This window comes from Flavobacterium frigoritolerans, from assembly GCF_025847275.1.
GTDB classification, from domain to species: Bacteria; Bacteroidota; Bacteroidia; order Flavobacteriales; family Flavobacteriaceae; genus Flavobacterium; species Flavobacterium frigoritolerans.
Genome location: NZ_JAOZEV010000005.1, coordinates 13,096 through 27,245, shown reverse-complemented (window position 1 = coordinate 27,245; position 14,150 = coordinate 13,096). Strand labels below are relative to the sequence as shown.

Annotated in this window: 12 protein-coding genes; 5 read left to right on the top strand and 7 right to left on the bottom strand. The window is 31.5% G+C overall.

Annotated features, from left to right (window positions below):
• The 3 genes from fabG to OIU80_RS08095 are packed head-to-tail and all read right to left on the bottom strand — an operon-like array spanning position 1 to position 3,559.
• The gene (gene fabG, locus OIU80_RS08105; RefSeq protein WP_264286529.1) at positions 1–732 is read right to left on the bottom strand and encodes a 3-oxoacyl-ACP reductase FabG; all 732 of its coding nucleotides are present in this window, start codon (positions 730–732) and stop codon (positions 1–3) included.
• A gap of 37 nt (positions 733–769) precedes the next feature.
• Positions 770–1,999, bottom strand: a complete 1,230-nt coding sequence (locus tag OIU80_RS08100; RefSeq protein WP_264286528.1) for a WG repeat-containing protein — start codon at positions 1,997–1,999, stop codon at positions 770–772.
• A gap of 39 nt (positions 2,000–2,038) precedes the next feature.
• Positions 2,039–3,559, bottom strand: coding sequence for an HAL/PAL/TAL family ammonia-lyase (locus tag OIU80_RS08095; RefSeq protein WP_264286527.1), 1,521 nt, complete (start codon positions 3,557–3,559; stop codon positions 2,039–2,041).
• A gap of 101 nt (positions 3,560–3,660) precedes the next feature.
• Here OIU80_RS08095 and OIU80_RS08090 point away from each other — a divergent pair, with 101 nt between their 5' ends.
• Positions 3,661–4,905, top strand: a complete 1,245-nt coding sequence (locus OIU80_RS08090; protein WP_264286526.1) for an NAD(P)/FAD-dependent oxidoreductase — start codon at positions 3,661–3,663, stop codon at positions 4,903–4,905.
• A gap of 77 nt (positions 4,906–4,982) precedes the next feature.
• Here OIU80_RS08090 and OIU80_RS08085 read toward each other — a convergent pair whose 3' ends face one another.
• Together OIU80_RS08085 and OIU80_RS08080 are read right to left on the bottom strand one after the other, a co-directional pair.
• Positions 4,983–6,668, bottom strand: coding sequence for a sodium/sugar symporter (locus OIU80_RS08085; RefSeq protein ID WP_264286525.1), 1,686 nt, complete (start codon positions 6,666–6,668; stop codon positions 4,983–4,985).
• Positions 6,669–6,731: 63 nt separating this feature from the next.
• Entirely contained in the window at positions 6,732–7,784 is a 1,053-nt protein-coding gene (locus tag OIU80_RS08080; protein WP_264286524.1) for an aldose epimerase family protein, read from the bottom strand.
• A gap of 102 nt (positions 7,785–7,886) precedes the next feature.
• Between OIU80_RS08080 and OIU80_RS08075 the strand changes: the two genes are divergently transcribed.
• The 4 genes from OIU80_RS08075 to OIU80_RS08060 all read left to right on the top strand — a co-directional run bounded on the left by OIU80_RS08075 (position 7,887) and on the right by OIU80_RS08060 (position 12,039).
• Positions 7,887–8,885, top strand: a complete 999-nt coding sequence (locus tag OIU80_RS08075; protein ID WP_264286523.1) for a GntR family transcriptional regulator — start codon at positions 7,887–7,889, stop codon at positions 8,883–8,885.
• A gap of 42 nt (positions 8,886–8,927) precedes the next feature.
• On the top strand, positions 8,928–9,386 hold the full coding sequence (locus OIU80_RS08070) for an OsmC family protein (RefSeq protein ID WP_264286522.1): 459 nt from the start codon (positions 8,928–8,930) through the stop codon (positions 9,384–9,386).
• A 275-nt stretch (positions 9,387–9,661) separates the two neighbouring features.
• The gene (locus OIU80_RS08065) at positions 9,662–11,110 is read left to right on the top strand and encodes an MBOAT family O-acyltransferase (protein ID WP_264286521.1); all 1,449 of its coding nucleotides are present in this window, start codon (positions 9,662–9,664) and stop codon (positions 11,108–11,110) included.
• 2 nt (positions 11,111–11,112) lie between these two features.
• Positions 11,113–12,039: a hypothetical protein gene (locus OIU80_RS08060; RefSeq protein WP_264286520.1), complete on the top strand. Its 927-nt coding sequence runs from the start codon at positions 11,113–11,115 to the stop codon at positions 12,037–12,039.
• Positions 12,040–12,187: 148 nt separating this feature from the next.
• Here OIU80_RS08060 and pyk read toward each other — a convergent pair whose 3' ends face one another.
• Together pyk and OIU80_RS08050 are read right to left on the bottom strand one after the other, a co-directional pair.
• A complete protein-coding gene (gene pyk, locus OIU80_RS08055) occupies positions 12,188–13,618 on the bottom strand; it encodes a pyruvate kinase (RefSeq protein WP_264286519.1) in 1,431 nt (476 codons plus the stop codon).
• 5 nt (positions 13,619–13,623) lie between these two features.
• On the bottom strand, positions 13,624–14,112 hold the full coding sequence (locus tag OIU80_RS08050) for an IPExxxVDY family protein (RefSeq protein ID WP_264286518.1): 489 nt from the start codon (positions 14,110–14,112) through the stop codon (positions 13,624–13,626).
• Positions 14,113–14,150: the final 38 nt, after the last annotated feature.

The window sequence follows — 14,150 nt, the reverse complement described above, 5'->3', positions numbered from 1 at the left end:
TTAAGAATATATACCACCGTTTATGTTTATAACTTCACCCGTTATATAACTTGATTTATTAGAAATCAAAAAGCTTACCAAATTTGCAACTTCTTCAGCTTCGCCAAAACGATTAACAGGAATTAATTTTAATAATTCTTTTTCGTCTAGCTGGCTTGTCATGTCAGTTCTTATAAATCCTGGAGCGACAGCATTTACGGTAATGTTTCTTTTGGCTACTTCTTGTGCTAATGCTTTAGTAGCAGCTACAATTGCACCTTTTGCAGCAGAATAGTTGGTTTGACCTGGAGTCCCTTTTACTCCTGAAACTGAAACCATATTTACAATACGTCCGTATTTATTACGGAGCATTTTTTGAATGAAAAATTGTGTGACATTAAAAAAACCACCTACACTTGTGTTCATAACACCATTCCAGTCTTCATGCGACATCCACATAAATAAACCATCTTTTGTAATTCCTGCGTTGTTTACAATTGCTTCAACAATTGCTTCAGGATTTGCATCCTGCCATTGGGTTAAAACACTTTGTACTTCTTCAAAATTAGAAACGTCAAATTGTATAATCTCGGCAGTTGCGCCTAATTTTAATACTTCTTTAAGTGTTTGTTCAGCAGCAATTTTATTTGAATGATAATTAATCAGAATGTGGTACTTTGTATCTACAGCTAATTTTTTACAAATAGCACTCCCAATTCCTCGCGAACCACCAGTTACTAATGCGCATTTCATATAGGTAAATTTTATTTTTTGTATTGATTGAGAAATGTTATCGCTTTTTTTTATTTACTGGTTTTGTAACCGGTTTTGTTTTTGTTTCTGACTTTGTTTCAGCTTTTGGCTTATCAGTAGCGATTTCATTTATCGTATTTTTTTCTTTTGTTTTCGAAAAGAGTTCAGCGTTCTCGAACCATTGGTTACCTAATACAGTTCCGTCAGGTTTAAGAAATCCCCATTTGCCTTCATTTTTTACTCTTGCTAAGCCATCAATAAATCCTTTGTCTTGTTGAGTAAATAAAGCAATGACGAATGCGTTTGCAGTTATACCGTATTGAGTTGGGATTACTAATTTTCCTGTTTCATTAATAAACCCCCAGTTTTTTTCTTTTACAGGAGCTAAGCCGTTTGTACTAAAAACTTCTGCATCACTGTAAGTTGGCGGAATAATAAATTCTGCTTTAGGGTTAATATAGCCCCATTTAAATCCAATACAAACCGGAGCTAAATTTTTAGAAAAAGCTTTAGCTTTATCGTATATAGGAAGGATTGCCCAATTTCCTTTTAAGTCAATGAATCCAATTTTTCCATCTTTTCTTGCATATGTTAAATCTTGAGTTTCGAAATCCCAAATTTTATCAGCGCCTTCTACAGGAATGAATTTTCCAGCAGTTACTAACCCCAAAACTTTGTCTTTTTTGGCCCAAGCTACATTTCTATAATAATTACCAATTTCTGCATAAGCGGGTTCTATAATTTCTTTTCCAGTAGTATTTATAATCCCCCAATTTTTATTGTTTTGTACTCTTGCGAAACCATTTTCAAAAGGTTTGATAACATCATATTTTGGTTCCAAAAGAGTTGCCATTTTCGAATTGATTAATCCGATTTTGTTTCCTTGTTTTATAAAAGCTACGCCATCTTCAAAATCAAATAACTTGTCTGAAGGAGGTGCGATTTGAACTTCTCCTTTGATATTGATGTAAGCCCATTTTTTGTCTTTATATACAATACATATGCCACTATTAAAATCTTTTACATTATCAAAAGTTGCAGGGATTGCCCAAGCACCTTTAGTATCGATAAATCCCCATTTTCCATTTTCTTCTACAGCAGCCAAACCATCAAAAAAACTTTTAGCACTTTTATATTGAGGTTCAATACGGAATGTTCCTTCTTTGGTAAGATATCCATATTTTCCGTTTTTTCTAATTAATGCCAGTTCTTGACTATTAACAAATTGAATACTGCATAGTAATAAAAAAATAAGTGTTTTTTTCATGATTTTAAGATTCAAGATTAATAAATATGAAATAAAATATTAATTATTTATCAGGTAGTCTTTTACTTTTTGAACAAAAGGATACATAACCTGGTCTTCTTTAAATTTAGGAATAATTGCTCTAATATCGTCATATATTTTTTTAGATACAGACGAAATTTGATCTTTTTGTTCTAAGTAATCAATTGCTTGAACAATGGTAATCAATTCAATAGCTAAAACTTCAAATGAATTTTCGATAACTTTTGCAGTAATTACGGCAGCATTTGTTCCCATACTTACAATATCTTGATTGTCGTTATTGTTTGGGATACTGTGTACATACATCGGGTTAGACAGCATTTGGTTTTCGGCAGTTGTTGAGGTTGCGGTAAACTGAACTCCTTGCATTCCAAAATTAAACCCTAAAGTTCCAAGATTAACAAATGGAGGAAGGATCTCATTGATTTTTGAATTTAATAAATAATTCAATTGGCGTTCAGCAAGCATTGTAAGTTTAGTTACTACAATTTTTAGTTTGTCCATTTCTAGTGAGATATAATCACCATGAAAATTACCGCCATGATATACATGTTTATTTTTTACATCTATAATAGGATTGTCATTTGCTGAGTTAAATTCGTCTTCAAGAATTGAACCTACATTGTTGATGGTCTCCAAGATAGGGCCTAGAATTTGCGGTACACATCTTAAAGAGTAATACTCCTGCACTTTTTCTTTAAAAATTTCTTGGGTGTTTTCACCTGTATATAAATGATCTTCTCTTTTACGAATTAAAGTGCTGTCTGAAAGATTTTGTCTCATTCTTGCAGCTACTTCTCGTTGCCCTTTGTGACGTTTTGTTTGATTTAATTCTTCTGAAAAATGATCATCATAAGCTTGTACAAGTTCATTTATTGTACATGAAAATTTTAAAGACCAATCTAGTAATTTGTTTGCATGATGTACATTTACAACGCCTATTCCGGTCATTACTGAGGTTCCGTTTATAAGAGCAAGACCTTCTCTTATTTCTACTTGAATTGGTGATAGATTTTCAATTTCGAAAACTTCTTTTGTAGATTTTCTTTCGCCTTTGTAAAAAACTTCTCCTTCACCAATTAGTGTTAGAGCCAAATGGGATAGCTGAACTAAATCTCCACTTGCTCCAACTCCTCCGTGTTCAAAAATTAACGGAGTAATATCTTTATTTATAAAATCTTTCATTAAATGAATTACCGACGGATGTACGCCAGAATTACCTAAAGAAAGTGTATTTAATCGTGCCAGAATTGCTGCTTTTACTAAAACAGGATTTAAAGGTTTACCGGTTCCAGACGAGTGACTTCTTATTAAATTATATTGTAGTTGAATTTGGTCTTCGTCTTTAATACGATATTGTGCCATTGGTCCAAAACCAGTGTTTACGCCATAAATAATTTTATTTTTTGAGAACTCTTTCAAGAAGTCAAAGCTTTCATTTACGCGGTCTAAGACAATTTTACTGATGTTAATTTTAGTATTACCAAAGATTATGGATTCAAATTCTTTTAAACTTAAATATTCGCCAATTGTATTCATTTAACCCTTTTTGATTATACTAAATTAATTTTATTTATTAAAATAAATGTAGTTATTTTGATGATGGCAAATGTAAGTTAATAATTAATAGCAATTCGTATATGTTAAAGGAGTTTGTTGATGTGTTAGTAATAGGTGCGGGGCCATCTGGATGTGTATCGGCTGCTTATTTGCATAAGAATAATTGCAAAATAAAGGTTGTTGAAAAGACAAAATTCCCTAGAATTGTTGTTGGTGAGAGTTTGATACCAAGAGTTATGGACCACTTTGCCGAAGCTGAGTTATTTGATAGTTTAAATGCTATGAATTTCGAAAAGAAGCTAGGCGCACGATTTATTAGAGGAAATGAAATTTGTGTTTTTGATTTTTCTAATAAATTTTCTGAAGGTTGGGATTGGACCTGGCAAGTACCCAGGGCTGATTTTGACAATACAATGGCTCAGGAATTAATACGAAAAGGAATTGATTTAGAATTTGAGTCAGAGGTAATTGAAGTTTCTTTTGAAGGAAGTAATTCAAAAACAATTGTAAAGGATAGGGATGGAAATTTAAAAGAGATTCATGCCAAGTTTATTATAGATTCAAGTGGGTACGGTAGAGTTTTGCCAAGACTTTTAGATTTGGATAAACCGTCAGCATTAGATCCGCATTCTTCTATTTTTACACACGTAAAAGATAGTAACAGACCAGAAGGCGAAGAAGGAACATTAATTTCATTTGATGTTCTTGAAACCGAAGTTTGGCTATGGGTGATTCCTTTCTCTAATGGAAACACAAGTTTGGGAGTTGTAGGCCCTACAGATTTTATCAATTCACTTTCTGAAAACAAGAATAATGGTGAAGCTTTAAAAAATGCAATTCAACTTTCGGATTATTATATTAAAAGATTTGGCGGAACTGAATTTTTATTCGAACCTATAAAGTTAGAAAATTATTCACGCTCAGTAAAGAAAATGTATGGAGATGGATTTGCATTAACTGGAAATAGTACTGAATTCTTGGATCCAGTATTTTCATCGGGAGTTGCTTTTGCAACAGAATCGGGTATGCTTGCTGCAAAACTGTATTTGAAGCAGTCTCAACAAGGTATTGTTGTAGATTGGGAAACAGAATTTACCGCTTATATGAAGCGTGGAATTAATGTTTTTACGACTTACGTAAAAGAATGGTATACAGGGAATTTACAAACTTTATTTTTTCATCAACCAGAGAATCCAGATGTAAAACGTAAAATCTGTGCTGTACTTGCGGGATATGTTTGGGATGAAGAAAATCCATTTGTAAAAAAACATGATAATGTAATTAAAAACATGGCTTACCTTTTAAATATGGAAAGCAAGAAATAAAAGAAACCCTAGTTTTTACTAGGGTTTTCTATTTGCATCTTATTTGATCTTTGATCTATTTAGTACTACTCTAATTCTTACCAGAACTTAACATATAAAGAGGCTATTATTAATAAAGTAATTACAATCAATACTGTTGTTTGTGGTTTTAATTTAAACATTGAGGTATCTAATTCAAAAGCTTTTGGATTTACTTTTGGACCTGCAAAACTTACAAGAACCATGGCCAGTGTAGTAAAGAAGAAAGACAATCCCATACAAATATGGAACGGAATTTCATATGCTCCTTTACCGTTTGGATAAGCAGTGTATAATAATGTATCATTTCCAAAAAGCATTGGAGCATATTCATTAAATAAAACCGATAATACAAATCCTAAAATTACACCAACAATAGCTGCGGTTCCAGTAGTTCTTTTCCAAAACATACCAAGAATAAACATAGCAAAAACTCCAGGGCTTATAAAGCCAGTATATTTTTGGATGTATGTAAATCCGCCAACACCACCAATTCCTAGAATATCATTCCAAGTAAATAAAACAGCCAATAACATTGCAGCAAAAACAGCAATTCGACCAATGTTTACTTGTTGTTTTTCACCAGCTTCTTTTTGGATGTATTTTTTATGAATATCTAAAGTGTAAATAGTCGAAATACTATTTACTTTACCTGCCAATGAGGCTACAATTGCAGCAGTCAAGGCAGCGACTGAAAGCCCTTTTAATCCTGTTGGTAAAAAAGTTAATACAGCAGAGTAGGCGCCATCTTTTCCTCCAACAAGTTGAGGTAAATGACCATTTTGATATAAAACATAAGCTGCAATACCAGGTAGCATAACAATCACAGGCATTAATAATTTTAAGAAACCTGCAAATAAAATACCAGTACGAGCAGTTTGTAAGTCGGCGCCAAGTGCTCTTTGAGTAATGTATTGATTGCAACCCCAATAGTTAAGGTTTATGATCCAAATACCAGCAACGTAGGATAATAAACCAGGAAAAGTTAAATATTTATCTATTTCTAGTTGAGAAGAAGTTGCGGTTGGTTTCGGTATTATCATTTTAAAATGTTCTGGCGCTTCTTGCATCAAAACTTTAAAACCTGCAATTGCATTTTGCCCCACACCAAAATAGTGTCCAACAGTCGTTAAAGCGATATAAGAAGTTACTAATCCACCTATGATTAGTACGGCTACCTGAATAACATCAGTATAAGCAACTACTTTCATTCCGCCTAAGGAAATTATCAAAGCAAAAAGAGCCAATCCTACCATAATAACATGGAGGTATTCTCCTCCTGCTAATCCATTAATAGCAACAGCTCCTAAGTATAAAATAGAAGTCAGGTTTACAAAAACATACAAAAACAGCCAAAAGACAGCCATAATCAAAGCAGTCGATTCATTATAACGTGTTTTTAAAAATTGAGGCATGGTGTATATCTTATTTTTAAGATAAACAGGAATAAACCATACAGCAACTATTATTAAAGTTATAGCGGCAACCCATTCGTACGCAGCGACAGCAATCCCCAGAAAGAAACCTTCGCCACTCATTCCGATAAACTGTTCTGCTGAAATATTAGATGCAATTAATGAAGCGCCAATTGCCCACCAAGTCAGGTTTCCTTCGGCAAGAAAATAAGCTTTGGCATCTTTTTCATCTTTTTTGCGTTTTCGATATATGGTGTAACCGTAAGTTGATACTACAATAAAGTAGATTATAAAAACCGCATAATCTGCGAAGGCAAGGTTTTGGTTCATGGTTAATAGTGTTTAAGGAGGAAATTTATATAAGGTATTTCGTGGTTATAGTTATTGGTTTTTTTAAATAGATTGAAATTTGTAAATTGTTTTATGATGGTATTTATCTTCTTTTTTTAATATTGAATTAGGAAAGTTACTGTGATTTGGAGCATCAGGATAGTTCTGAGCTTCAAAACAAATACCGCTTAAAGAGTGATAAGTGACGTTTTCTTTTCCTTTTATTTCGGTTGAGCAATTACCACCTACAAATACATGAACACTTGGTTGATCGGTATAAACAGTCATTCGTAATCCGTTTGTTGGACTATAAAGTGCAGCGGCAATATCATTTTTGGTCTCTATTACAAATGAATTATCAATAATAGGAGGGCAGTTTGCAGGAGTTCTAAAATCGAAAGGATGATTAAGAAGATTTAATATATTTCCTGTTGGGATATTTTCGTGAGTTGTTTCTAATATTTTATCAGAGTTTACAATCATTTCTTGGTCTGCAACGCTAGAGCCATGTCCGTTAAGATTAAAATAACTATGATTTGTTAAATTTATAATGGTATCAGCTGTCGTAGTTGCATTGTATTCTAGTTGGAACTCATTGTCTTCAGATAATGTATAAGTTAGACTTACAGATAAATCTCCAGGATAATTTTCTTCATTAGCAGGACTTAAAAGAGTCATTGTTATTGATGGGTTTTCACCTTCGGTAATTGTTTTGACTTCCCATCTTTTTTGGGAAAAACCAACAATTCCACCATGAATAGAATGATTGTTATTGTTTTTGTTCAAAAGATATGTTTTATCATTAAGAGTAAAAGCCCCATTGTTTATTCTGCCAGCATAACGACCTATAATAGCCCCAAAATAGGGAGCACCCGATAAAGAATACGATTTTAAATATTTATCTAAATTGTCAAAGCCTAAAACTACATCTATAAGTTCTCCATTTTCAAGAGGAATCATTAATGAAGTAACGGTTGCGCCATAGTCGATAATTGTGGCTTGCATACCATTTTTGTTAGTTAATTTATAAGAATGAATAGCATTATTGTCGGGCAACACACCAAATAATTCTTTTGTGTTTATGTTAGTAAAATGTGATTTGTGTTTTATTTTCATTATTTTTTTGTGAAAAATGAAATTCAAAAATATGTATATATTGACACGATTCATACCAGCACCTACCAGTTTTTTGTATATTGCATAAAAACCAAACCTTTTATGAATATAATTTCTATCCAAAATAATCTAGGTATTCCTAAATACAAGCAGATTATAGCTTCTGTTGAGAGCAGTATTAATAAGAAAAACTTAAAGAAAGGCGATAGACTACCATCAGTTAATAAAGTGTGTTTAGCCTTTTCTTTGTCAAGAGATACTGTCTTGCAGGCTTATGATGAATTAAAAAAGAGAGGTATTATTTATGCCATACCAGGAAAGGGATATTATATTAAAAGTGTTGAAATCACGATTAAAGAGCGGGTTTTTTTACTTTTTGATGAATTGAATAATTTTAAAGAAGATATTTATATTTCCTTTTTGAGAAATATAGGGGAAGAAGTGCAGGTTGATATCTTTTTTTATTATTTCAATACTAAGGTTTTTAAGAAACTAATAAATGACAATAACGGAGCATATACTAAATATATAATAATGCCAACCGATTTGGCAGATGCAGCCTCTTGTATAAATACCCTACCAGTAAATGAAGTTTATATTTTGGATCAGACTAGTGAAGCTTTAAAAGCATATCCATCAGTTTGCCAGAATTTCCCAAAAGATATTTACGATGCGTTAGTAAAAGGAAAAACTAAACTAGATAAATATAAGAAGCTTATTATGATTTTTCCAGGATTTAGAGAACCTTTGGGAATGAAAGTTGGGTTTTTGAATTTTTGTAATGATTTTTCATTTGATAATGAAGTCATCACTGAGTTTAGAGAAAGAGAGGTTAAAGTAGGAGAGGTATATATAATTCCTAATGATAGGGATTTGGTTCGGGTTATCGAAAAATCTAAACGCCAAGATTTAAAACTGGGAGTTGATTTTGGAATTATCTCTTACAATGAAACGCCATTAAAAAAAGTAGTAGAAAACGGGATAACAACTATTTCAACAAATTTTGAAGAAATGGGAAAAATTATGGCAAAGATGGTTTTGTCAGGAAAAAAACAGAACATCGAAAACAAATCCTCTTTGATTATGCGTAATTCATTGTAATCAGAAGTTTTGTTATTGTAGTTTTTTAAATTTAAAATAATTATGGGATTTAAACATTTATTTAAAGCAGAGGTCAAATGGAAATCTAATGAAGATGAGACGAAACTTAATCCTAAAAATCATGAGATCATAATTGAGGGCAAACCTAAATTAAGCGTCTCTGCCGCAAAAGCTTTTAAAGGCGATCCAAAGTTATATAATCCAGAAGATATGCTATTGAGCAGTCTTGTTTCCTGTCATATGATGTCGTATTTCTATGTTTGCAGTCAAAATGGGATCGAAGTGCTTGCTTATTCAGATAACGCTGAGGCTATTCTAGAAGTTGAGTTTGATGGAAGTGGGCGCTTTACGGAAGTTCGATTGAATCCAAAAGTTACAATTGCTAATCCAGATAAAATTCAACTTGCATTAGAGCTACATAAAAAAGCAAACCAATTATGTTTTATAGCCAATTCATGCAATTTCCCAGTTTTGCATAACCCAAGTTGCGAAGTTATTTAAGCGATATACGGGATGTCCGTTCATTTTAATTGTACTGATGTTGTATATGTGAAATGGTTTTTATGTTTACTTAGGATAGTAGGTAGTTAGTGGTTGTTTGAATAATATTTTGAGGATAAAAAGAGAGGGATTTTAATCCATAAAAAAAGTTATTTTTGCAAAAAAAATACCCATAAAAAAATCTATTTTAATTTACATTTAAGATAAATACGATCATATTTGTAGAAAGGAATAAATGGTATAATTCATATCTTAAATCCACATATAATTAAAAAATGTTTTTTAACTCAATCAATTTTGCAATATTTTTACCTATAGTATTCATTTTCTATTGGTTTGTAACAAATAAGTCGCTTAAATTTCAGAATATTTTACTATTATCTTCAAGTTACTTTTTTTATGCTTGTTGGGACTGGAGATTTTTATTTCTTTTGATGTTTTCTACATTATTGGACTATTATACAGGTCTAAAAATGGATGATACAGAGAGTAAGAAAGCTAAAAAAGTTTGGTTTTGGCTGAGTATTTGTATTAATCTAGGGTTTCTAGGAGTTTTTAAATATTATAATTTTTTTGCAGAATCATTTGCAGAAGCGGTTTCGAATTTAGGATTGCAAGTTAATCCTTGGACATTAAAGGTTATTTTACCTGTTGGTATTTCATTTTATACTTTTCATGGTTTGTCGTATGTAATTGATGTTTATAAAGGACGAATTAAAGCAGAGAAGAATTTTATTGATTATTCAGTTTTTGTTAGTTTTTTTCCGCTGCTTGTTGCAGGGCCAATTGAGAGGGCTTCTCACTTACTGCCTCAAATTAAGAAAAAAAGGGTATTCAATTATGAGCAAGCTGTTGATGGTTTAAGACAAATTTTATGGGGGTTATTTAAAAAAGTAGTTATTGCTGATTTATGTGCTATTTATGCGAATACAGTTTTTAACGATTCTGCAAATTATTCGGGTAGCACATTACTAGTGGGAGCTATACTTTTTACATTTCAGATTTATGGTGATTTTTCTGGGTATTCAGATATTGCTTTAGGAACTGCAAGGCTTTTTGGTATTGATTTATTAAGAAATTTTGCATTTCCATATTTTTCAAGAGATATTGCAGAGTTTTGGAGACGATGGCATATGTCACTATCAACTTGGTTTAGAGACTACTTATATATTCCATTAGGAGGAAGTAAAGGCGGTATGTGGATGAAAGTTAGGAACACTTTTATAATATTTATTGTAAGTGGTTTTTGGCATGGCGCGAACTGGACTTTCATTATTTGGGGTTTTTTAAATGCCCTGTATATTATGCCTTCGATAATTTTTAATACTAATAGAAATAACCTTGATATTGTGGCTCAGGGTAAATATTTCCCTACTAGTAAGGAGCTTATTTCAATGATGATAACTTTCAGCTTAACTGTCTTTGCTTGGATTTTCTTTAGATCTGAGAGCATAGAACATGCTATGACTATTATTACTAAAATATTTTCTAAATCATTATTTTCGATTCCTTATTTTTCCAGTATTGGTTTAACTCCAAGTTTGATATTGTTACTTATAGCATTCTTAATTATTGAATGGATTGGTAGAGAAGAGCAATTTGCAATAGCTAAATTTGGACTAAGATTACCCAAAGCAATTAGATGGGGATTTTATTATGCAATTGTATTTACCATATTCTATTTTGCTGGTTCGGAGCAACAATTTATTTATTTCCAGTTTTAATTATGAGAAAATTTATCAAACTTGTTATTATTTTTCTAGCTCCAATTATTTTATTGACAATATTTATGGAGCTTTTATCAAGAACAATACCTAATGATTATTCATATAAAAATGAATATTTAGAGTATAATTCAGATAAAGTGGAAGTTCTTTTTTTAGGTAGTTCACATACTTATTATGGTATTGATCCACAATATATCAAAAAGAAAAGTTTTAATGCAGCACATGTTTCGCAGCCATTAGATTATGATTTAGCTATTCTATCAAAATATAATAAAAAATGGAGTAATCTTAAATATATTATAGTACCGGTTGATTATTTTTCTTTGTATTCTACGCTTGATTCTGGAGTAGAAAAATGGCGAAAAAAAGAGTACAAAATTTATTATGATATAGATTTAAATACTAACATGTATTATAATTTTGAAATTATCAATGGGAAATTAAAGGAGCATATATCTAGAATTAAGAAGTATTATATCAAGGGAATAAATGGTGTAACTTGTAATAAATTGGGTTGGGGCACAAGTTATAAATCGATCGAAAGTAAGAATTTAGAGGAAACTGGAGTTACTGCAGCTGAAAGACACACTATAAACATAGAAAACAATTTATATTATAAAGAGAATATTGAAACATTAAATAAACTTGTTCAGTTTGCTGAATCTAGAAACGTTAAAGTAATTTTTATTACATCTCCTGCTTATAAAACATATATAGATAATCTTGAGCCAAAACAAATAAATAACACGATTTATACGATGACTCAGTTAACAAATAAAAGCAAAAACACGATTTATTATAATCTACTTAATGATAAGTCATTTGTGAGTAAAGACTTTTATGATGCTGATCATTTGAATGAAATAGGAGCGAAAAAATTATCAGGAATTATTAATGATTTAATTAATATAGAAGATAAGAATTAAAAAGGATAATTTTAATTAACAAAGAGAATATTTGTTAATTAAGTATTAGTACATCTTTTTGAGAAACGTAGTAAAATGAATTTGATATAAAATAAAAATCCGTCAAGTATAATACAAGACGGATTTAATATTTTGAAAGGAGATCGGTTTACTCTATTTCAGAAACTCTCATGGTGTTTACCATTCCTTTATCTTTAATAGGCATTGCAGCCAAGTTGATTAGGTAATCACCTTTTGCAACATATCCCTTATCTTTTACGATTTGATTTACATCAGTTACAGTATCATCGGTACTTACATCTTTGTCATAGTAATAAGATTTAACTCCCCATAAAAGACTTAACTGAGTTAAGATTCTTCTGTTAGAAGTAAATACTAAAATATGAGCAGATGGTCTCCAAGCCGAAATTTGGAAAGCAGTATATCCACTGTTTGTAAGTGTACAAATTGCTTTAGCTTTTATAGCATTTGCCATAATAGCTGCTTGCTGACAAATTGTTTTAGTAATAAAACGATTTGTTTTTATTTGTGGAGTGTTTTGTGGAACATGAATTAGCGGAGAGTCTTCAACAGCTTCGATAATTTGTGTCATTTTTTGGATAACCTGAACAGGGTAATTTCCTGCAGCAGTTTCGCCAGAAAGCATTACAGCATCAGCACCATCCATAACAGAGTTAGCAACGTCATTTACTTCAGCACGAGTAGGTGTCAAGCTAGTGATCATTGTTTCCATCATTTGTGTTGCCACAATTACTGGAATACGAGCTGTTTTTGCTCTACGGATTAATTCTTTTTGAACTAAAGGTACTTCGTGAGCAGGAAGTTCAACTCCTAAATCTCCACGAGCAACCATTAAAGCGTCGCAATAAGCAACGATTTTATCCATATTCTCTAATGCTTCAGGCATTTCGATTTTAGCAACGATTGGAATTTTAACATCAGAGTGTTTTGCGATTAACTCTTGTAAGTCTTGTAAGTCACGTGGTGTTTTTACAAATGAAAGAGCAATCCAATCTACTTTTTGTTCAATAGCAAAAATTGCATCAGCGATATCTTTCTCAGTTAATGCAGGTAAAGATATTTTAGTATTAGGAAGGTTAACTCCTTTTTTAGATTTTAGTTCACCACCTTGAATTACTACAGCAGTAACTTCAGTTTTTTTATCAGTAGTAAGGATTTCAAAGATAAGTTTTCCATCATCAAGTAAAATGCGCTCTCCAGGATTTACATCATTTGGAAAGTTTTGGTACTTCATGAAAACTTTTTTAGCAGTACCGATAATGTCTTCAGCAGTAGTAAAAGTGATTATATCACCATCATTTACTACAACACCTTCTTCCATTACTCCTACACGAAGTTTAGGGCCTTGTAAATCTCCAAGTATAGCTGTGGTATAACCAAACTCTTCGTTAAGTCCTCTAATGATATTGATTTTCTCCTTTACACCTTCGTAATCTGCATGCGAAAAATTAACTCTAAATACATTCACACCTGCTTCGATCATGTCTTTTATGATCTCTCTAGTACCACATGCAGGGCCAAGTGTGGCTACAATTTTGGTTTTTTTGTTTGTAAGCATTTCTATTAAAAAATTAAATTGTTTTTTGATTTTATTTTATTCGTATCAACTATATAAACCGTTGAGATGGTATCAATGGTATTTAATATTTGTTGTATTTTTAATATATCGAAAGCTTCCTCACTCTTTTCAATTTTTAAAAAATAATCAACCTTTTTAAACTCAGGTAGTAAATATACTTTGGTGGCTACTTCCATCGAAGTATCTGAAAATAAATCCTGATTGTCATTTGGTGTATTTTGAATGACTTCGTTTTTATTCTGAATTAAATCCCAGTAAAGTTCTTTTTCTTCGTCATAATAATCAAATCGTGAAAAATGAGTCTCACCTTCTTTCACATTAATTTGAATTTCATTTTTACTCTTACTCAAAAGAACCGGGAAGTTTTGATTGATAAAATAAGCCAATCTATAGTCTTCCATTGAAGTATGTATGGCAATCAAATTATAATCAATTTCATCAAATTCGCCTAATTCTAATTTATGAATAGCCATTTCCTGAAAAAATAAGTTGTAAATATACTATTTCTATT